Source organism: Bacillus gaemokensis, assembly GCF_001590835.1.
GTDB classification, from domain to species: Bacteria; Bacillota; Bacilli; order Bacillales; family Bacillaceae_G; genus Bacillus_A; species Bacillus_A gaemokensis.
Map to the genome: position 1 here is coordinate 18,382 of NZ_LTAQ01000011.1, position 19,789 is coordinate 38,170.

A 19,789-nucleotide genomic window follows, 5' to 3' on the forward strand; every position below is an offset into this window, starting at 1 on the left:
GTTTATACCGATATATCAAAATTTAAAATCCTAAACATGGAATGAGATGAATTGACATATCGTAAATAGCCGATTAATCTGGGGATATGAATAGAATAGAAATTTTTAAAGCACTTTCTAATGATACTCGTTTAAATATTTTGGAATGGTTGAAAGAACCAGAGAAACACTTTGATAAACCATCAGCTCATTTATCAAAGAACATTAACGAAAAAGGCGGTGTATGTGTAGGGGATATTCAAGAAAAAGCAAATCTTTCTCAATCAACCATTTCACAATATCTTTCTATGATGCAAAAAGCCGGATTATTAGAATCTACAAGACACGGCCAGTGGACATATTATCGGAGAAATGAAGAAACAATTCGAAACATTACAGAGTTTTTAAAACACAATTTATAATTATGATTTATCACATTAAGTTTAGATAGTTACGGTTTCTCTAAAGATGTGAATCAAGTTTCAGGTATCAGATTCGATAAGGAATAAAAAAGCAAGCGCCGTTTGAAATATGAAACGATGCTTGCTTTTTTAGTATTGTATTTTGTAGAGAGGAAGGTCTATTATTTGCCTTGTCCGTAATTGCATCAACAATGTGATGCAATTACGCATCGACCAATCAAACAAAAACGTAAAAATATACATGTAATCGGACTGTAGCCGCGATATGACCGTACTAATTCGCAACCAACCTTTCCCGAAATAGAGGAATTGAACTTACTTTGTCAAAATACTGCCGGAAGTGAGTGGGGAAGGGATAGGATGTAGTTGAATAGGATCGAGTATATGCTAGTGATTGTGATAGCTTTTGTTAGTCTGTATATGTATGTACTAGCCAATGTTCATGCTTGTGATTGTGTGCCACAACAGACCGAGGGATCATTTAAGAAAGATGATACGGTATTTGAAGGGACAGTACTCGAAATTCAAGAGTGAAAGGAAAAGAATGAGACAGGACAAGTTATATTGTTTGAAGTGAAGAAAAACTGGAAAGGCGCAGATTCTTCTCAAATTATTATTTATACGACTGGTGGCTCCTGTATGTTTCCTTTTGCGAAAGGAGGAGAATATCTTGTGTTTTCTTCTCAGAGAGGGACAGAAGATCAGTTATATACTTCTAGTTGTAGTGGGACGAAACCATTAGCAAGGGCTGAAACGGATATATCCGTTTTAAGTCATATTACAAAGGGAAATGTTCCGACAAAACAAGTGAATCTTGAAGGAGATATGCCAAATCATTCTAAAATAAGCAATACTGCTATTGTTGCTGTAGTAGCATTGTTTGCCATCATTATAGGCGTGTTTGTAATAAGACGTATGCGCAAAAAAATGATGAATGGGATAGAAAAATATCAATTTTCTTTATGGTAGTAAGTGGAGTTTAGGCTTGTGAAAGCTACATAGTTATGCTAAGATTTATGTAACTTTTAATGAACGGAGGGGTCTCCTTTGATCTTAATCAGATTACGTCTCAATACTTTGTGCCGATAATTGAATAGCGCTCAAAGGCTCTGTCTGTGTACAGAGTGAACGGGATTGGTCTGCCTATTTTAAAGGAACCCTTTATTGAACTTATATGTGAAAAGAGGGAGGGACGAATACGCCCTCTTTTTGTTTTGCCTTTAAAAATAGAATGATGTGATATAGGTGTGCATTTCTTTGGATACGTATATCATTTGGGACTTTTTGACCATTTAACAAGTTGAAAGTCATGCTTTCTTTTGTTTATTTGGTATACCGTTTTACGAAAAACACAGGCAGTGACCTGTGTTTTTTATTTTATGTAATCGAAATGGAGGAATGAATATATGGAAGAGATAGTACAAAAAGCAATATTAGTTGGTGTGAATTTAAATAATGAAAGTGATTTTGAATATTCAATGGAGGAATTAGCAAATCTTGCGGAAGCATGTGATGTGGAAGTGTTAGGTCAAGTTACGCAAAATTTACATCGTGTAAATCCATCACATTACCTTGGAAAAGGTAAGATTGAAGAAGTATCGGTTTTTGTAAAGGAAGCAGATGCGAATATGGTCATTTTTAATGATGAGTTATCGCCTTCACAAATTCGCAATTTAGAAGAAGATTTGGATTGTAAAGTAATTGATCGGACCATTTTAATTTTAGATATTTTTGCGCAGCGTGCTAAGACGAAAGAAGCACAATTGCAAGTAGAAGTAGCACATTTGCAATATATGATGCCTCGTTTAATCGGTCTTCGTGAATCGTTAGGAAGACAGAGCGGCGGCGTTGGTACGAAAAACAAAGGTGTCGGTGAGAAGAAATTAGAGCTAGACCGTCGTAAGATTGAAGAACAAATTGCAGCGTTAAATAAAGAATTAGAAGCGCTTGTTGCCCAGCGTCAAACGCAGCGTAAACAGCGTAAGAAAAAAGAAGTCCCTGTTGTTTCGTTGGTAGGATATACAAATGCAGGGAAATCAACGACGATGAATGCGATGCTTGAAATTTTTAACGGTTCTATCGAGAAACAAGTATTTGAAAAGGATATGTTGTTCGCGACGTTAGAAACATCTGTACGAAATATCGGACTTCCGGATAATAAATCTTTCTTATTAACAGATACAGTTGGATTTGTAAGTAAATTACCACATCATCTTGTAAAAGCATTCCGTTCGACGTTAGAAGAAGTAGCGGAAGCAGATTTACTTATTCATGTGGTGGATTATGCAAATCCAAATTATGAACAATTAATTGAGATTACAAATCAAACACTAAAGAAAATGGGAGTTGAAAATATCCCAACGATTTATGCTTATAATAAGTCGGATATGATGGATGTTGAGATTCCGCAAGTACAGGAGAATCGTGTATATTTATCTGCAAAACAAAAAGTGGGCATTCAGGAACTCGTTGAAATGATTCGGTCACACATTTATAAAGAATATACAAAGTGCGAAATGATGATTCCTTATGATCAAGGGCAAGTTGTTTCCTACTTCAATGAACATGCCCATGTTTTATCTACAAGTTATGAAAATGAAGGCACAAAGATTTCACTCGAATGTAAGACGAGTGATTTTGAGAAGTATAAGCGTTTTGTAATGTAAAGAAAAAAGGCGATCCTATTTTTGGTAGGATCGCTTTTTTTCTTTACTCCGTCATGTAAGCCCATTTGTAAGAGTAAATTCCCGCGAATGGACGAACGACAACATCTTTTACAGTTGGACGTTCTAAATAAACAAGTCCTGACTGGAAGATTGGAGCGATTGCTGCATCGTCTTCCACTAAAATCTTTTCAGCATCTTGGAACGCCTTCCAACGTGCTGATAAATCATTTAGTAGGGAAGAGCCGGCATTTTGAATGAATTCATCATATTTTTTGTTAGAGTAGTTCATTCTATTGAAGGAACCGTCTGTTACAAACATATCTAAAAATGTCATTGGATCTGGATAGTCGGCTCCCCATGAAGAAAGTGAAATTTCAAAGTCACCGTTTCCTTCATGATCTAAGAACGCTTTTACCGGAAGTGGACTTAATGTAATCTTTAACCCAGGTAAGTTTTTCTCTAATTCACCTTTTAAGTATTCACTAATCTTTTTATCATTTGATTCGTCAGTTGTTAAAATGGAAAGAGAAACGTTTTGCATATTTGTTTCTTTTTTTGCAGTTTCCCATAATTTTTTTGCTTCTTTTATATTTGTTTCTACATTTAGATTACTTGTACTACGAAAATCTTTATTGTCAGGTCCCTTTACAAATCCTTTTGGAATAAGGGCATTGGCAGGAGTAGAGCCGTTGTTTAAAATTGTGTTTGCTACGCCTTTTTTATCAAATGCAAGAGAAATAGCTTTTCGTGCATTTTTATTTGCAAGTAATGGATTCTTTTGATTGAACCGGAAGAAACTCACAGAAGGGCGCGATTTTTTCTTTAAACTTGAGTCTTTTTGATATTTATCAACGAATTCCGAATTAATGATGATACGGTCTACTTGTTTTCCCTCAAATAAGTTAACTGCTGTAGAAGTATCTTTCACGATATTTACATTAATTTCATTTAGTTTTACGTTTTTATTATCCCAATAGTTTGGGTTCTTTTTCATTTTATAGCTTGCATCATGTTTCCATTCACTTAATACAAATGGCCCGTTATAAACTACATTTGCAGCTTCAAGTCCATAATTTTTCCCTTGAGCTTCTACCACTTTTTGATTTTGAGGATAGAATGTTGCGAATCCCATTAAACCTAAAAAGTAGGGAACAGGATGTTCAAGTTGTATTTCAAGTGTTTTATCATCGAGAGCTTTTACACCAAATGAATCGATTGGTAATTCTTTTTTGTTAATTTTTTCGGCATTTTTAATATCAAACATAATGTGTGCATATTCAGAGGCAGTCTCTGGACTTACAGCACGTTTCCATGCGTACTCGAAATCATGTGCAGTTACAGGGTCACCATTTGACCATTTTGAATCGTGAAGTTTAAATGTGTATGTTTTTCCATCTCCACTTAATTTGTAAGATTCAGCAGCAGCTGGAACTGGTTTGTCATCTGGTCCAGGCATATAGAGTCCTTCCATAACATTATTTAATGCTCCGTAAGAAAAACCATCAGATGCAATGGATGAATCAAGTGTAGAAATTTCCCCAGATTCTACAATGTTTAGCACTTGTTTTGAAGCTGTTTTTTTCTTTTCTGAGCTAGAGGTTGTCTCTTGTTTTTGACCACATGCAGATAAAAATACTGATAGTGTGAGTGAGAGTGCAACCATCCCTTTTATCTTTTTCTTCATAGCTGTCATCCTTTCCCTTCATCTCTTGCCTAAGTATAAAAGAAGATAAAGAAAATTTCTATAATTAAATCTGATAAATCCTATACAAAAACAATAAATTAAGAGGTTTATATAAACTCGAAGTTGTGTGGCTGGAAAAAGAAGCAAAACCAGTATAGAATAGAAAATATTTCAAAAATCAGAAATTATTACAGTAGGTGTAATACTAATTAGTTACATTTTCTGTTTTTTGAGGAAGGAGAGAGTGAAATATGCAGGCAGTTTCGAAAGAGAATACAGTGGCCACGCCAACGATTTATCGCATTTTATTTGCGATTAGTTTTGGACATTTTTTAAATGATTCGATGCAGGCAGTTGTACCAGCACTGTTTCCTATTTTGGAAAAATCGATGAATTTATCCTATATGCAGGTGGGGTGGATTGCCTTTGCGTTAAATATGACGTCATCGATTATGCAACCGGTGTTTGGGATGTACTCTGATAAGAAGCCATCGCCATTTTTATTACCACTCGGTATGTTTTCAAGTATGCTTGGGATGATTGGACTTGCGTTTGCACCAAACTTTATTATCGTTATTATTTCTGTTTTATTTATTGGATTAGGATCAGCAGTCTTTCATCCTGAAGGAGCACGTGTTGCTTATATGGCAGCTGGTGCAAAGCGTGGTTTGGCGCAGTCGATTTATCAAGTAGGGGGAAATACAGGGAATTCTCTTGCTCCAATTTTTACAGCGTTAATTTTCGTTCCGCTTGGTCAAATCGGGGCACTTGGCTTTACAGGCTTTGCGGTGGTCGGTATTGTATTATTAATTTTCGTTTCAAGTTGGTACAAAAATGAGTTAATAAATGGTGCCGTACGAAGAAAGAAACGTGCTGCACTTGAGGCTGAGAATGCAATTGTTAGTACACATATAAAATTTGTAATTGTTCTTCTGGTCTTCTTAACCTTTGTTCGTTCTTGGTATGGAGCTGGTATTGGGAATTTCTATCAGTTTTATTTAATTGAGCATTACGGTTTGTCTATTCAAAATGCGCAGTACTTTGTATTTGCTTTTATGATTGCTGGTGTTCTCGGTACATTCTTTGGTGGACCGTTAGCAGATCGGTTTGGGAAGAAAAATATTATCGTATTTTCGATGCTAGGTTCTGCACCACTGGCGCTTTTATTACCACATGTTTCTCTTGCGTGGGTTGTGCCACTATTTATCTGTATTGGTTTCATTAGTTCTAGTAGTTTTAGTGTTATCGTTGTGTACGCACAAGAGCTTGTTCCAGGAAAAGTGGGAATGGTGTCAGGGTTAATTGTTGGCCTTGCATTTGGTCTTGGAGCGTTAGGAGCTGTTGTTCTTGGGAAATTAGCAGATGTGTATAGCTTGCAACTTATTATGGTATTATGTAGTTGTTTACCATTAATTGGACTTACATCATGGCTACTGCCAAGCGACCGAAAATTAGTATAGAATAGGGGATACGCTATGAAACGATGTCACAACGTTACAGAATTAATTGGAGATACACCTGTCGTACGTTTATCTCGCTTCGTTCCAGAAGATGCAGCGGATGTATATGTGAAATTAGAAATGTTTAATCCATCTCGAAGCGTGAAGGACCGTGCTGCCTATAATTTAATTCATATGGCGGAAGAGAATGGCCATATTCAGCCTGGCGATACGATTATTGAACCAACAAGTGGAAATACAGGGATTGGTTTAGCGATGAATGCAGCTGCTAAAGGGTATAAAGCGATTTTAATTATGCCAGATAATATGTCAAAAGAACGGATTAATTTATTGAAGGCATATGGAGCAGAGGTAGTATTAACGCCCGCGGAACAAAGAATGCCGGGAGCAATTGCGAAGGCAGTAGAATTACAAAAACAAATACCAAATAGTTTTATTCCGCAGCAGTTTGAAAATCCAGCAAATCCGAATATTCATCGTTATACAACAGCTCTTGAAATTTATGAGCAAATGGATGGAGAGTTAGATGCTTTTGTAGCAACCGCTGGAACTGGTGGAACTATCACAGGAACAGGGGAAACGTTAAAAGAGAAATTACCGGACTTATATATTGCGGTAGTAGAACCAAAAGGATCTCCTGTTTTATCTGGTGGTGTTCCAGGGCCTCATAAACTAGTTGGAACAAGTCCCGGATTCGTTCCGAAAAACTTAAATACAGAAGTATACAATGAAATCATTCAAATTGGAGATGAAGAGGCGCTTACTACCATGAGGAATCTAGCGAAGCAAGAGGGGATATTAGTAGGTCCATCTTCAGGTGCGTCGGTTTATGCCGCAATCATGATAGCGAAACGGTTAGGTGCTGGAAAGAAAGTATTATGTATTGCGCCTGATACGGGAGAACGCTATTTAAGTATGGGATTGTTTGAATAATGGTTTCTTTTGAAAAGAATAGAAAAAGGTGTAGCTATTTTTAGGCTACACCTTTTTTACGTTAGTTCACGAACCTTTTCAGTAGAGGTAAACGCCCGATGCGATCACCGAGAATATGTGATGCAAGTCCACTCGTTAATACGAAAGAAAGATAGACGAATCCACCAACTGTACTACATATGATAACGATTAGTAATGATTCGATATAAGGTTCTCCAGGAATTAACCATCCTAGGATGGATTTTAGTCCCATTACGACAGCGGACATCGCTGCGGAGTAAATTGTAATAAGAAAAGCTGCTTTAGCTGTTTCTACAATATCAAATTTCGCAAATTTAACGATGCAATATAGCATAATGATATCAGAAACGAGATATCCGAGAATTGTTCCAAGAACGGCACCATGCCCACCTAATAAGTAGAGAAGAGGCGTGTTTACTAAGATTTTTACAACAATACCAACAGAAAAGGCAATCATTGTTTTTCGTTGATAATCAATCCCTTGTAAAATTGCTGCTGAAACAGTGAAAATGGCACTCAATATTGCTGATGGCGCATAAGAAATTAAGTATTGTGATCCGCCCAAGGCTGTTTCAGGACTCATGTATACCATACGAAATGCATCATATGCGATGCTAGCTAGTCCGAATGCAGCAGGGATGGTAAAGAATAATAATACTTGAAAAATCTTTGTGATTTGTCCCTGTAATTCTTCTAGTTTTCCGCTTGTAAATGATTTTGTTATCGCGGGAATGATCGTAAGTGAAAATCCTGTTGCGAGTGAAGCGGGAATCATAATTAATTTTTGTGCATAGTTCGTTATATAAGCGAAAATAGCATTTGCTGTTTCGAGTGGTGTTCCAACTGCTCTTAGTGCATCTGCAACTGTATATTGATCCACTAATGTGTACAGCGGAATAGCTATACCTACAAATACAATTGGAATCGCATAACGAAGTAATTCCATATAGATACTTTTTAATGGAATGTTAGATGATCTTGTTTTAAGCTCACCTTCTGGCGGTTTTAAGTTATTGTACTTTCTCCAGTACATCACTAAAATTGAAACGCTAGCAATGGCTCCGATTACTGCTCCAAATGTAGCAACGGCAACGGAAGAAGCGACAGACCCACCTAACAATTTTGAAACGATAAAACTACCAACTAAAATGAAAACGACACGTGCGATTTGTTCGACAACTTGAGAAACAGCACTTGGTTTCATATGTTGGAAACCTTGGAAATAACCACGTGTGACACTCATTGCTGGTACGATAATAAGAGCAAAGCTTAGCGCACGCATGGTAAGCGTTACGTCAGCTATAAATCCTGGATCTGGGGTTTTCGAACGAATAATAAATTGTGATACGTAAGGAGCTCCAATAAATAAAATTAAAAATCCAGCAAAGCCCATAAACATCATTAGTTTTACGCTGGAATTATACAGCTTTTTACTTGTGCTATAGTCACCTAGTGCGTTATATTTCGCGACAAATTTGGATACGGCAATTGGAATACCCGCCGTTGAAAAGCTAAGCAAGATGCCATACCAAGAATAGGCATATGCATATAAAGCAACCCCTTGTTCACCAACTAATAATTGAAAAGGGAAGAAGTATATAAAGCCTAAAATACGAGAAATCATTGTGGCACCACTTAGTAAAGCAGTTCCTTTTAAAACTTTTGAAGTAGACAAAACATTTCCTCCTACTCTTGCTCTAATGCAATCATCCTATACTACTATAAACTCGTCACTGTATTTAATAAAGTATAAACCATAAGTGGTACAATAGTATTCATCGAAAAGTCATATTTTGAATTTTTATAGGGGAAAATAGCGAAATAATACATGAAAATTCGAAAAATAAGTTGACACTATTTTTATTGTGTGATAAAAATGATAGTAATCAATTCGGAAAACATATAGTTGGGCAATGAAAGGGTAAAGTAGTGAGAATCTCCCTATATCAGAGAGCTGGTGGTTGGTGCGAATCAGTATATAGATTATTCATGAAGTTCGTCCTGGAGCATCTTTCATAAATCTCATTGTGAGGAAATGAAAGACGGTAGTGTATACCGTTATCAAATAAAGTGGTGAAGAATTTTTTCATAACTAGGGTGGTACCGCGATATATATCGTCCCTACGTTTTTACGTAGGGGCGTTTTTTATTTAGGGATTAGCCTTGTTGTATCTTCATAACTAGGGTGGTACCGCGATATTTTATCGTCCCTACGTTTTTACGTAGGGACGTTTTTTATTTAGGTGGTTTCTTAGTATTCTTCACAACTAGGGTGGTACCGCGATGTTTTAATCGTCCCTACGTCTTCGTAGGGGCGGTTTTTTATTTCTGAAAGGAAGTGGTTGTATTAGAAAGGAAAGCGGATAGAACAATATGAGTAAGGTTGAAATGAAAAGAAAAAATAGAAGAAGAGAGGAGATAGAAAGATGAATTCACAGCAATGGACATCGAAATTAGGTTTCGTTTTAGCAGCAGCAGGATCAGCTATTGGCCTTGGGGCGATTTGGAAGTTCCCATACATGGCTGGTGTTGGAGGGGGAGGGGCTTTCTTCCTGATTTTCATCGGTTTCACATTATTAATTGGTTTGCCTTTATTATTAGCTGAATTTGTAATTGGAAGAAGTACACAAAAAGAAGCTGTTGATGCATATAGAGAAATCGCTCCTAACACATTGTGGCCGTGGGTTGGGAAATTAGGAATTGTAACATGTTTCATATTACTTTCTTTCTACAGCGTTATCGGTGGTTGGATTTTATTATATTTATGGAATGCAATTACAGGTAGACTATGGGAAGGGAATGGTGCATATGAAGCAACATTTGGTGAAATTATTTCTAATCCATATTTAGCAGTTGGATCACAGTTATTATTTATTCTTATTACTATTTTTATTGTAAGTAAAGGAGTACAAAACGGTGTTGAAAAAGTAAATAAATATTTTATGCCAGCACTATTTGTTCTATTCTTTGTATTAATTGTTCGTGCGCTCACATTAGATGGAGCAGGAGAAGGGGTTCGTTTCTTCCTACAACCTAATTTTTCAGCTGTAAAGTCTACGGATATTCTATATGCGATGGGACAATCGTTCTTCTCATTATCTGTCGGTGTAGCAGTAATGGCAACATACAGCTCATACTTACCAAAAGAAGAAAGTTTACCACGTTCGGCATTTTCTATTGTTGGTTTAACACTTGTTATTACATTGCTTGCTGGACTTGCAATTTTCCCAGTTGTATTCGCATTTGGGATGAAACCAGATCAAGGACCAGGATTACTATTTGTCGTATTACCGGCGGTCTTCAGTAAAATGGCATTTGGAAAACTATTTTTCGTTATTTTCTTATTACTATTCTTCTTTGCCACTGTAACATCAGCAATTTCTATGTTAGAAATTAGCGTTGCTTCTTTAACGAAGAACGGTACAAAGAAACGTGAAAAAATGGCTTTAATTATTGGTTTGTTAATCTTTGTTGTTGGGATTCCGTCAGCATTGTCATATGGTGTGTTAAGCGATATGAAACTATTTGGAAAAACAGTTTTTGATCTAGCAGACTTCGCAGTAAGTAACGTTCTTATGCCGCTTGGCGTATTATTAGTTGCGATCTTCGTTCCATTAAAAATGAAGAAAGATGTATTAATGAAAGAACTTGGAGTAAGTAAAAACAAAGGCTATAAATTATTTGTATTATGGCTATTCTTGCTTCGCTATATAGCACCGATTGCAATTATTATCGTGTTTTTAAATGTAATTGGAATTATTTAAAAAGAACGCTAGCTTATCGTTATAATGATAGGCTAGCGTTCTTTTTGTTTTTAAATTGCTCTTTTTTGTAACTCATTTACTGTGACGAACTGATAACCTTGCTTAGATAACGAATCTAAAATCCCTTCAATGGTTTGTGAGTTACTATTAGAACTGTCATACATAGCGTGTAATAAAATGATAGAACCTGGCTTTACATTTTGATTCACATAGTTGATTTTGTCAGTTGCAGAACTGTAAAAAGTATCAGGTTCAATGTCCCATGTAATGGTTTCGATGTTATGTTCGTTTAAATAATAAGGTAGACCGATTAATTTCTTTCCGTTAGGTGGCCTGAAATCGATTTTGTCTGTATAGCCTGTTTTACGAATTAATGTATTAGTCTTTTCAATCTCATCTTTAATAAAAGAGGGTGTTTTGAAAACCATTCTGTTATGAGAATACGTATGATTTCCAAGTTGATGCCCAGACTCTGCAATAGCTTGTCCTAACTGTAAGTTTTTCTCTAATTCGTTTCCGATAACAAAGAAAGTAGCTTTCGCGTTGTATTTATTTAAAAGCGATAATATTTGTTCAACGTTTTTTGTAGGACCATCATCAAAAGTTAGGGCAACAACCTTTTGATTTGTTTCTACACGATGTGTTAATTCACCAAATAATTGAAAGCTTCTTGCATTCATTAATTTGTAAGTCCCAAATAATAATAGGGAAAGGATAAAGATTATAATGATTCTTTTTTTCATAACGTAACCTCACCTCACAATATCTTTTGACTCAATCAAAATGTATTATATCAAAATAAGTCATTTGTTTCTTCTAAAAGTATGAAGATGCAAGTATGGGGAATTTATCATATAATAAAATGGAATCAAAAGGTATATTAGGAGGTGTTTATATGGCGATTACGATACAATTGCCAGACACTGCAGCGTCTCATGCAAAGCCAAGTATGGAAATGGCGATACTTTGCGTGAGGTAGATAAGTAATATATAATCGCCAAAATGAGCTCGTATCATTTCTTTTCTATTTGGCTTTGCACCTTATTGAAATGAACCATAAAAAATAAGGGGCGAGCAGAAATGAAATACGTAAAAGCAGCGACTGTTTTACCAGAAAACTTAATTATAGAAATTCAAAAGTATGTGCAAGGCGAAACAATCTATATTCCAAAACAGGAACATGCACATCATAAATGGGGTACACGATCTGGAGGAAGAAAGCAAATTGACGCGCGAAATAGAGGAATTAAACATGCTTTTAAAAGCGGAACTTCAATTCATCAATTAGCTGAAGAATACTTTCTTTCTGTGGAAACGATAAAAAAAATCGTATATTCAAAATAACAATGAAAAGCACTGATTATTCGATAAGAAATAATCAGTGCTTTTTGTGTATACTTTATTTATCAATTGTTTTCGACATTTTATAAAATACGTGTATCGTATACAATAAAAAGAGATCAACAATTTGGTATGGAGTGATAAAAATGGAAGCTTTTATTAGAAGTGATCAATATAATTTTATAAAATCACAAGCTCATATTCTAGCGAATGGACATGTGACAGCAAACGATAGAGGCGTTATTGCTGCCCTGAAGTCTCTTGCGATAGAAAAAGTATTACACTTATTTGAAAATCTTACTGATGAACAAAAAGAATTAATGGATACGATTTTGACAGTTGAAAATAGAGAGGACGCGGAAGCGTTTGTATTGAAGTTACATCCGTATGTAATTCCGTTTCAGGAAGTTACGCCGCAAACGTTAAAAAAATTATTCCCAAAGGCTAAAAAACTGAAGCTTCCTGAAATGGGAGAAATAAATATGAAAGCAATGTCTTATCTAGGTTGGATTGATAAAGGAACGAGCAGGAAGTTTATTATAGCAAGGAATAAAAATAAGTTTGTTGGTTTACAAGGTACATTCCAAAGTATAAACAAAAAAGGAATTTGTGCATTGTGCCATGGACATGAAGAAGTAGGTATGTTTCTTGTTGAAATAAAAGGGGATGTGCCAGGTACTTTTATTAAAAGAGGAAACTATATTTGTCAAGACAGTGTAGCTTGTAATCATAATATGAAGTCACTTGATAAATTACATGATTTTATTGAGAGGTTGAGGAAATAATGTATAGTAGATAAAAGCGAATAAGAAGTGCTCTTTATTACTCTAAAAAACCTCCAAGAATGAATTGGAGGTTTTTACATTTGAACATTTAACTTTTTAAAAGAGCGAGAGTATATACGTCGTGCCATGTTTTCGTGTCGTCATGCCACAAATGTTGTTTTAATAGACTTTCTATTCCAAATCCTAATTTCTTAATATTAGAAAGTCAATAGTGAGAGAAGCATGGGAAATAGATTGAAAAAAGTTTAGTCGTTTTTCCGTAATATGATATAATTTACAAAAAAAGTATATAAAATAGGTGGAGTAAGTGTTAAAAAAGTTTGTATACTCTTTGCAAAATTACATACTTATATTCATCGTTTTGTATATAACTTATACTGCCTCTCTCAGTTTTGGGTATAAGATGTTATGAGCATTAGCCATTGGGCAATTGGTGTCTTAGCTACTAACATTTTTTAGATACTTTTACTTTCATTAAGTGCTCGATAAAACGAAGTACTTCATGATTGGATTTAGATTCCAATCGGTATAAGGTGAATATGAAAAAATGGAATGTGAACTGGGGGAAATGAAATGTCTAATAAGAATCAAGAAAGAGTGAAAAATGAAATAAAACTATGGAGTTTAACGGCGGTTGTTCTTATTATTGTGTGGTATTTCTTCCAAAGGTAGTATGTTCATAGAGAAACTAGATGAATAGAGGAGAGATAACAATGCATATCGATCTTGCACAGGAAGAGGCGCAAACTGCTAGAAGTTTGTATATGTTAGAAATTATAGGTATGGTTATTGCATTTTTTATATCTTTATTTAGTATACGTTATGTAAGCGATGCATTTAAGATAAACTTGGCGAATGAATACACTTCAACTATGGTTTCGTGTAGTATTTTCTATGTAATCGTATTTGTTTATCCGCCGGCAAGACGATATTGTATCCAAATATTTTCTTTTATGACATTTAGGGAGAAGAAACATTATTTTATTATAATAACCTCTGTAATTGGTTTAATTGTATATTTAGCTATATTACAGACGACTTTACAGGGAACACAGGATAGTACTAACTCTGCAGTAACGTATGTATATCCTGAGAAAGTAGAGTTCATTTTCTATGTGATTGGATCCATTTTGTTTGCCCTGCTATGGGAAGAGCTATTCTTCCGAGGAATTTTATTAATGAAGCTGGGAGAGTTTTTTCAAAGTGGATAAGTATAATAATATGTTCAGTAGTGTTTACCTTTGGTCATCCTATTTCAATAGGCGCTACATTGTATATTTTTATGCTCGGAATCGTACTGGCAATTATATATTGGAAAACTAATAATTTTTTAGTACCGTATGGTGTACATTTGTTAAATAATTCATTTGCAATGGCAATACATGCAGGATAATAAAACCCTCACTACTTGTTTCATTCAATGACAGCAGTGAGGGTTTTCTAATTATTTTTTCCAATTTTCTTTAATGAAATTTTCACGACCAGACTCTTTACGTTCCTGTGCGTATTTCTCAGGATTTTTTTTATAGAAATGTTGATGGTATTCTTCTGCTTCATAAAAAGGAGCAGAAGGGCGAATTTCTGTTACGATTGGGTCTTTAAACATGCCGCTTTCTGCTAGAGCTTGCTTGGATTTTTCAGCTAGCTCTTTTTGCGTTTCATTATGATAAAAAATTGCTGTACGATAGGAAGGACCACGGTCAAAAAATTGTCCGCCATCATCAGTTGGATCAATTTGTGGCCAATATAAATCTAATAATTTTTCATAAGGAAAAATAGAAGGATCGAATGTAATTTGAACGACTTCTAAATGTCCAGATGTTCCGGATTTTACTTGTTCGTATGTTGGATTTGGGGTATGACCACCAGCATAGCCCGAAACAACTTTTTGAATACCTGGAAGTTCATCAAATGGTTTGACCATGCACCAAAAGCAGCCTCCTGCAAAGGTTGCGAGTTCGTATGTTTTCTCTGTCATTGTTGTAATCCTCCTAAATATATATGTTTTATCTAGTATTATATAAATTGTTTTATTGCGCAATAAAATAGATTTGCAAATATATGTTTTTTTATAAACATGATCCGCCGCTAACATCAATTAATTGGCCAGTAATCCAGCGGCTGTCGGGGGAAGCGAGAAATGCAGCAGTATCTGCGATATCTTCTACTTCGCCTAAACGGTTAAAAGCGGATATCTCAGTAGCATACTGTTTCATCATTGGATCACTTAATAGTTCAGCATTCATATCTGTTTTGATAAAACCTGGGAGTATTGCGTTTACTGTTATTCCTCGTGAGCCAAGCTGTTTTGCTAGAGTAAAAGTCATTGTATTGATTGCGCCTTTTGTCATACTGTATGCAACGAAATCTGGTAAAGAAATACGCGTTGCAGCAGATGAAATGTTAATAATGCGGCTATTATCACGTAAACGTGGCAATGCTTGTTGTGTGATGAAGAATGGTGCTTTTGCATTTACGGAAACCATTCTATCAAAAAAATCTTCAGTTGTTTCCTCGATAAAGGCCCCGGGACCAATTGCGGCATTATTTACTAAAATATCAAACTGATTCCCGCCAGTACGTTTTTCTAATTCGGAATCTAAAGATGCGTAAAGAGCTTCTACACCATGTAATGATTCAAGATTTCCTTCTATAGAAAAGGCTGATCCGCCATTAGATTGGATTTCACTTACTGTCTCTTCTGCATCGCTTTTTCGATTTCCATAATGAACAGCAACTAATGCACCATCGTTTGCTAAGCGTTTTGCGATAGCACGTCCAATTCCGCGGCTTGCTCCTGTAACTAATGCAACTTTTCCTTTTAACATATACTGACCCACTCCTTATAATTTAAAATATGTATTTAAGTCTGTTTGTCTTTATTGATATGGGTAAAGACAAGCAGACTTAAGTACTATATGAGTGCTTGTGTTACATTCATTCCTTTTTTGTTGGATAAATATTTGGTTGTTATTATCAAGGTATGTAGTAGAGAGTATGTATCTTTATTAATCTAAGAAAAAAGAAAAGAATTTTATTTTAAATATAAATTTTCAAAAAACTTATTGACAATGAAAAGAGTGAAGTCCTATAATACGTGTAACAACTAAAAGTTAATTAAGAATTTTCTAACTTTAATATTTTTTATATGCAAAGAAGAGGAAAGTAGATGATTAGGAAAGTTTCAGAGAGCTGCCCCGTGGCTGTGAGGGTGGTAACAATCGAATCATTGAAGATCACCTCGGAGCATCGCTTGCGAACGGGAAACCAAGTAGAGAGCGGCGGAATCGTCTCCGGTAAAAAGACGGGGGTCTGATAGGACCTATAGAGCTTATATTTCGTGAGAAGTATAAGGAAGCTGAGTGGTACCGCGAAACTCTCGCCTCAGCAATCAAAGCTACAATGGTGTAGTGATTGATTGCTGAGGCGAGAGTTTTTATTTTAGAAAATAGAATAGAAGAAAGCAAAGAAGAGGAAAGTAGACGATACAAATTGTTTCAGAGAGCTACCCCGTGGCTGTGAGGGTGGTAACAATTATATCGATTGAAGATCACCTCAGAGTACTACTCACGAAAGGAAACAAGTAGGGGGTAGCGGAGTTGTTCCCGGTAGAAGAACAAAAGTCTAATTCGGACTTACAGAGCTTATATTTCGCGAGAAGTATAAGGAAGCTGAGTGGTACCACGATTCCCTCGTCTCAGCAATGGATTGCTACAAGTTTGTAGAAAATCGATTGTTGAGACGGGTATGTTTTTAAGTTAAATATACAGAATGTTCTGACTAAATGTATTCTTCTCAGCAATCGATATAGAGATGGATTGCGTAAAAAGAGATAAAACAAGAGGAGCGATGTAAGATGGGAAACCAGTATATCTATATGAATGGGGAATTAGTGGAGAAAGAAAAGGCGGTCGTTTCAGTATATGATCATGGATTTCTATATGGGGACGGTGTATTTGAAGGGATTCGTAGTTACGGTGGAAATGTATTTTGTTTGAAAGAGCACTTAAAGCGTTTATATGAATCTGCTAAATCAATTTTACTAACGATTCCAATGACGGTGGAAGAGATGGAAAAAGCAGTTTTACAGACATTGCAAAAAAATGAATATGCAGATGCTTATATTAGATTAATTGTTTCAAGAGGGAAAGGGGACTTAGGGCTTGATCCGAGAAGTTGTGCAAATCCAAGTGTCATCATTATTGCGGAACAGTTAAAGTTATTCCCGCAAGAATTTTATGATAACGGTCTTAGTGTTGTATCAGTTGCCTCAAGGCGTAATATGCCAGATGCGCTTGATCCACGTATTAAATCAATGAACTATTTGAACAATGTATTGGTAAAAATTGAAGCAGCACAGGCAGGTGTGCTAGAAGCACTTATGTTAAACCAGCAAGGTTATGTTTGTGAAGGATCAGGAGATAATGTATTCGTTGTGAAAGACGGGAAAGTAGTAACACCTCCTGCCTATTTAGGGGCATTAGAAGGAATTACACGAAATAGCGTTATTGAACTTTGTGAGCGATTAGGTATTTCATGCGAAGAAAGACCATTTACTCGCCACGACGTATATGTGGCAGATGAAGTTTTCTTAACGGGTACAGCAGCTGAATTAATTCCAGTAGTAAAAGTAGATTCGAGGGAGATTGGGACTGGAAAGCCAGGAGAAGTAACCAAACAGTTAACAGAGGAGTTCAAAAAATTAACTAGAGAGCGAGGGGTACGTGTTCCAGGATTAGCAGAAAGCTTAGCTTAAGGAGCGAAGGAAGGGGTTAACAAAATGGAGGAACAACATGCAGTTTGTGAAGAAACACATCATGAAGAAGCGAAACGAGTAACAGGCGCCGGTCATGTTATTCAATGTTTGAAGACATTAGGTGTAACAACAGTTTTCGGATATCCAGGCGGAGCGATTTTACCGGTTTATGACGCGCTATACGGGAGTGGTTTGAAACATATTTTAACGCGCCATGAACAAGCAGCAATTCATGGTGCAGAAGGATATGCAAGAGCCTCTGGAGAGGTCGGGGTAGTGTTCGCTACTTCCGGCCCAGGGGCTACAAACTTAGTGACTGGTTTAGCAGATGCATATATGGATTCGATTCCTTTAGTTGTCATTACTGGTCAAGTAGCAACACCACTCATTGGAAAGGATGGATTTCAAGAAGCAGATGTTGTGGGAATTACAGTGCCAGTAACAAAACATAATTATCAAGTCCGAGATGTGAATAGCTTGTCACGTATCTTGCATGAGGCATATTATATCGCCAAAAGTGGGCGGCCAGGACCAGTGTTAATTGATATTCCAAAGGATATTCAAAATTCTATTGTAACAAAATTTTTTGAAGGAGAAGTTGAAATCAGGGGATATAAACCGCAGCTTGAACCAGACGTGCAGCAGATGGAAACGGTAGCAGAAGCGGTATCAAATTCAAAACGACCGCTCCTTTATATCGGAGGGGGGATCATTCACGCAGATGCATCTGAAGAGCTAGTAACATTTGCAAGGAAGAATCAAATTCCAGTCGTTTCAACTTTAATGGGGCTTGGTGCTTATCCACCGGAAGATTCGCTATTTTTAGGAATGCTCGGTATGCATGGGACGTATGCTGCAAATATGGCAGTAACCGAATGTGATTTGCTTCTTGCCTTTGGTGTTCGTTTTGATGATCGTGTAACTGGAAAGCTAGAGTTATTTTCTCCTTATTCGAAAAAAGTACATATTGATATTGACCCAGCTGAACTTCATAAAAATGTTGTAGTAGAATATCCGGTTGTTGGGGATGTGAAGCGAGCGCTGCAAATGTTAGTAGATATGCCAGTGTACTGTCAAACGGATTCATGGGTAGAGAAAGTAAGAGTGTGGCAAGAAGAGTACCCACTGTCATACGAGAAACAGAAGGAAAAACTAAAACCACAGCATGTAATTGATTTAGTAAGCGAATTAACAAATGGTGAAGCAATTGTGACTACAGAAGTCGGACAACATCAAATGTGGGCAGCACATTTCTATAAAGCAAAAAGTCCGCGGACCTTTCTTACATCTGGTGGATTAGGAACGATGGGGTTTGGATTCCCAGCAGCAATTGGTGCTCAGCTTGCCTTTGAGAGTAGGCTTGTTGTCTGTATCGCAGGTGATGCTTCCTTTCAAATGAACATTCAAGAGTTGCAAACAATTGCTGAAAATAATATTCCTGTCAAAGTCTTTATTATTAACAATAAGTTTTTAGGTATGGTAAGGCAATGGCAAGAGATGTTCTATGAAAATCGCTTATCAGAATCGCAAATTGGTTCACCTGATTTTCTGAAGGTAGCAGAAGCGTATGGAGTAAAAGGATTGCGTGCTACAAATCCAATGGAAGCGAAACAAGTTATGTTAGAAGCATTTTGTCATGAAGGACCAGTCGTAGTGGATTTTTGCGTAGAAGAGGGAGAAAACGTATTTCCGATGGTTCCTCCTAATAAAGGAAATCATGAAATGATTATGAAGAGGTGGGAAGAATGAGTCATACTTTTTCACTTGTAGTTAATAATGATCCGAGCGTTTTATTACGGGTAAGTGGTATTTTTGCTCGGCGTGGTTATAATATTTCTTCTTTAAATTTAAATGAAGGAGATACAAAAGATGTTTCTAAAATGAAACTTACAGCAGCCTGTAACGAAAATGAAGCGACACTACTCGTTAATCAGTTGGAAAAATTAATTGATGTTCTGCAAGTAAACAAATTATAAGG

Annotated in this window: 20 protein-coding genes and 3 other annotated features; of the genes, 15 read left to right on the top strand and 5 right to left on the bottom strand. The window is 36.2% G+C overall.

The features are described from left to right. Positions 1-86: 86 nt before the first annotated feature. The 4 genes from AZF08_RS10950 (at position 87) to hflX (ending at position 3,067) form a co-directional block, all read left to right on the top strand. Complete coding sequence (locus AZF08_RS10950) at positions 87-401, top strand: ArsR/SmtB family transcription factor (RefSeq protein ID WP_033676453.1); 315 nt, start codon at positions 87-89, stop codon at positions 399-401. Positions 402-767: 366 nt separating this feature from the next. After that, complete coding sequence (locus tag AZF08_RS31240) at positions 768-935, top strand: hypothetical protein (protein WP_235190083.1); 168 nt, start codon at positions 768-770, stop codon at positions 933-935. 39 nt (positions 936-974) lie between these two features. Continuing rightward, positions 975-1,370, top strand: a complete 396-nt coding sequence (locus tag AZF08_RS10955; RefSeq protein WP_407639477.1) for a cobalamin biosynthesis protein CbiN — start codon at positions 975-977, stop codon at positions 1,368-1,370. Between the two features lie 437 nt (positions 1,371-1,807). Further along, entirely contained in the window at positions 1,808-3,067 is a 1,260-nt protein-coding gene (hflX, locus tag AZF08_RS10960; protein WP_033676451.1) for a GTPase HflX, read from the top strand. Positions 3,068-3,110: 43 nt separating this feature from the next. On the opposite strand, the gene AZF08_RS10965 is transcribed toward hflX, so the two are convergent. Next, positions 3,111-4,751 (bottom strand): peptide ABC transporter substrate-binding protein, encoded by a 1,641-nt coding sequence (locus AZF08_RS10965; protein ID WP_033676487.1) that lies wholly within the window; start codon positions 4,749-4,751, stop codon positions 3,111-3,113. 251 nt (positions 4,752-5,002) lie between these two features. On the opposite strand from AZF08_RS10965, the gene AZF08_RS10970 reads away from it, so the two are divergent. After that, positions 5,003-6,211 (top strand): MFS transporter, encoded by a 1,209-nt coding sequence (locus AZF08_RS10970; protein ID WP_033676449.1) that lies wholly within the window; start codon positions 5,003-5,005, stop codon positions 6,209-6,211. Between the two features lie 15 nt (positions 6,212-6,226). Continuing rightward, complete coding sequence (gene cysK / locus AZF08_RS10975) at positions 6,227-7,144, top strand: cysteine synthase A (RefSeq protein WP_033676447.1); 918 nt, start codon at positions 6,227-6,229, stop codon at positions 7,142-7,144. A gap of 61 nt (positions 7,145-7,205) precedes the next feature. On the opposite strand, the gene AZF08_RS10980 is transcribed toward cysK, so the two are convergent. Next, complete coding sequence (locus AZF08_RS10980; RefSeq protein WP_033676446.1) at positions 7,206-8,840, bottom strand: putative polysaccharide biosynthesis protein; 1,635 nt, start codon at positions 8,838-8,840, stop codon at positions 7,206-7,208. A 229-nt stretch (positions 8,841-9,069) separates the two neighbouring features. After that, positions 9,070-9,291 (top strand) — a binding site (T-box leader). Positions 9,292-9,591: 300 nt separating this feature from the next. On the opposite strand from AZF08_RS10980, the gene AZF08_RS10985 reads away from it, so the two are divergent. After that, positions 9,592-10,929: a sodium-dependent transporter gene (locus tag AZF08_RS10985; protein ID WP_033676444.1), complete on the top strand. Its 1,338-nt coding sequence runs from the start codon at positions 9,592-9,594 to the stop codon at positions 10,927-10,929. Positions 10,930-10,979: 50 nt separating this feature from the next. Here AZF08_RS10985 and AZF08_RS10990 read toward each other — a convergent pair whose 3' ends face one another. Continuing rightward, entirely contained in the window at positions 10,980-11,672 is a 693-nt protein-coding gene (locus tag AZF08_RS10990; protein ID WP_033676442.1) for a polysaccharide deacetylase family protein, read from the bottom strand. A gap of 95 nt (positions 11,673-11,767) precedes the next feature. Between AZF08_RS10990 and AZF08_RS30465 the strand changes: the two genes are divergently transcribed. The 5 genes from AZF08_RS30465 to AZF08_RS32145 all read left to right on the top strand — a co-directional run bounded on the left by AZF08_RS30465 (position 11,768) and on the right by AZF08_RS32145 (position 14,448). After that, positions 11,768-11,908, top strand: a complete 141-nt coding sequence (locus tag AZF08_RS30465) for a hypothetical protein (RefSeq protein WP_156029144.1) — start codon at positions 11,768-11,770, stop codon at positions 11,906-11,908. A 101-nt stretch (positions 11,909-12,009) separates the two neighbouring features. Further along, positions 12,010-12,273, top strand: a complete 264-nt coding sequence (locus tag AZF08_RS10995; RefSeq protein ID WP_033676441.1) for a CD3324 family protein — start codon at positions 12,010-12,012, stop codon at positions 12,271-12,273. A 143-nt stretch (positions 12,274-12,416) separates the two neighbouring features. Then, complete coding sequence (locus AZF08_RS11000; protein WP_033676438.1) at positions 12,417-13,055, top strand: FusB/FusC family EF-G-binding protein; 639 nt, start codon at positions 12,417-12,419, stop codon at positions 13,053-13,055. A 713-nt stretch (positions 13,056-13,768) separates the two neighbouring features. Then, positions 13,769-14,266: a hypothetical protein gene (locus tag AZF08_RS11005; protein WP_051725853.1), complete on the top strand. Its 498-nt coding sequence runs from the start codon at positions 13,769-13,771 to the stop codon at positions 14,264-14,266. Further along, positions 14,200-14,448 carry a CPBP family intramembrane glutamic endopeptidase gene (locus AZF08_RS32145; RefSeq protein ID WP_082246149.1) on the top strand — a complete coding sequence of 83 codons (249 nt, stop codon included), beginning with the start codon at positions 14,200-14,202 and terminating at the stop codon, positions 14,446-14,448. The genes AZF08_RS11005 and AZF08_RS32145 overlap by 67 nt, the downstream gene beginning before the upstream one ends. A gap of 51 nt (positions 14,449-14,499) precedes the next feature. Here AZF08_RS32145 and msrA read toward each other — a convergent pair whose 3' ends face one another. Continuing rightward, positions 14,500-15,033 carry a peptide-methionine (S)-S-oxide reductase MsrA gene (gene msrA, locus AZF08_RS11010; protein ID WP_033676436.1) on the bottom strand — a complete coding sequence of 178 codons (534 nt, stop codon included), beginning with the start codon at positions 15,031-15,033 and terminating at the stop codon, positions 14,500-14,502. 91 nt (positions 15,034-15,124) lie between these two features. Then, positions 15,125-15,883, bottom strand: a complete 759-nt coding sequence (locus AZF08_RS11015) for an SDR family oxidoreductase (protein WP_033676435.1) — start codon at positions 15,881-15,883, stop codon at positions 15,125-15,127. A gap of 316 nt (positions 15,884-16,199) precedes the next feature. Next, positions 16,200-16,445 (top strand) — a binding site (T-box leader). A gap of 67 nt (positions 16,446-16,512) precedes the next feature. Continuing rightward, positions 16,513-16,758 (top strand) — a binding site (T-box leader). Positions 16,759-16,911: 153 nt separating this feature from the next. On the opposite strand from AZF08_RS11015, the gene ilvE reads away from it, so the two are divergent. From ilvE to AZF08_RS11030, 3 genes are read left to right on the top strand one after another with little or no spacing between them, the layout of a single operon-like run. Then, positions 16,912-17,811, top strand: a complete 900-nt coding sequence (gene ilvE, locus AZF08_RS11020; RefSeq protein ID WP_033676433.1) for a branched-chain-amino-acid transaminase — start codon at positions 16,912-16,914, stop codon at positions 17,809-17,811. 24 nt (positions 17,812-17,835) lie between these two features. Continuing rightward, positions 17,836-19,560 (top strand): acetolactate synthase large subunit, encoded by a 1,725-nt coding sequence (gene ilvB / locus AZF08_RS11025; RefSeq protein WP_033676431.1) that lies wholly within the window; start codon positions 17,836-17,838, stop codon positions 19,558-19,560. Beyond that, positions 19,557-19,787, top strand: coding sequence for an ACT domain-containing protein (locus AZF08_RS11030; protein ID WP_033676429.1), 231 nt, complete (start codon positions 19,557-19,559; stop codon positions 19,785-19,787). Before ilvB ends, AZF08_RS11030 begins: the two co-directional genes overlap by 4 nt. Positions 19,788-19,789: the final 2 nt, after the last annotated feature.

Coding starts and splice junctions, on each gene's coding strand:
- AZF08_RS11000 (WP_033676438.1), top strand. CDS start 12,417: ATGGAAGCTTTTATTAGAAGTGATCAATATAATTTTATAAAATCACAA.
- AZF08_RS11005 (WP_051725853.1), top strand. CDS start 13,769: ATGCATATCGATCTTGCACAGGAAGAGGCGCAAACTGCTAGAAGTTTG.
- AZF08_RS11030 (WP_033676429.1), top strand. CDS start 19,557: ATGAGTCATACTTTTTCACTTGTAGTTAATAATGATCCGAGCGTTTTA.
- AZF08_RS10990 (WP_033676442.1), bottom strand. CDS start 11,672: ATGAAAAAAAGAATCATTATAATCTTTATCCTTTCCCTATTATTATTT.
- AZF08_RS10965 (WP_033676487.1), bottom strand. CDS start 4,751: ATGAAGAAAAAGATAAAAGGGATGGTTGCACTCTCACTCACACTATCA.
- AZF08_RS30465 (WP_156029144.1), top strand. CDS start 11,768: ATGGGGAATTTATCATATAATAAAATGGAATCAAAAGGTATATTAGGA.
- msrA (WP_033676436.1), bottom strand. CDS start 15,033: ATGACAGAGAAAACATACGAACTCGCAACCTTTGCAGGAGGCTGCTTT.
- AZF08_RS32145 (WP_082246149.1), top strand. CDS start 14,200: ATGGGAAGAGCTATTCTTCCGAGGAATTTTATTAATGAAGCTGGGAGA.
- AZF08_RS10970 (WP_033676449.1), top strand. CDS start 5,003: ATGCAGGCAGTTTCGAAAGAGAATACAGTGGCCACGCCAACGATTTAT.
- cysK (WP_033676447.1), top strand. CDS start 6,227: ATGAAACGATGTCACAACGTTACAGAATTAATTGGAGATACACCTGTC.
- hflX (WP_033676451.1), top strand. CDS start 1,808: ATGGAAGAGATAGTACAAAAAGCAATATTAGTTGGTGTGAATTTAAAT.
- ilvB (WP_033676431.1), top strand. CDS start 17,836: ATGGAGGAACAACATGCAGTTTGTGAAGAAACACATCATGAAGAAGCG.
- AZF08_RS10950 (WP_033676453.1), top strand. CDS start 87: ATGAATAGAATAGAAATTTTTAAAGCACTTTCTAATGATACTCGTTTA.
- AZF08_RS11015 (WP_033676435.1), bottom strand. CDS start 15,883: ATGTTAAAAGGAAAAGTTGCATTAGTTACAGGAGCAAGCCGCGGAATT.
- AZF08_RS10995 (WP_033676441.1), top strand. CDS start 12,010: ATGAAATACGTAAAAGCAGCGACTGTTTTACCAGAAAACTTAATTATA.
- ilvE (WP_033676433.1), top strand. CDS start 16,912: ATGGGAAACCAGTATATCTATATGAATGGGGAATTAGTGGAGAAAGAA.
- AZF08_RS10985 (WP_033676444.1), top strand. CDS start 9,592: ATGAATTCACAGCAATGGACATCGAAATTAGGTTTCGTTTTAGCAGCA.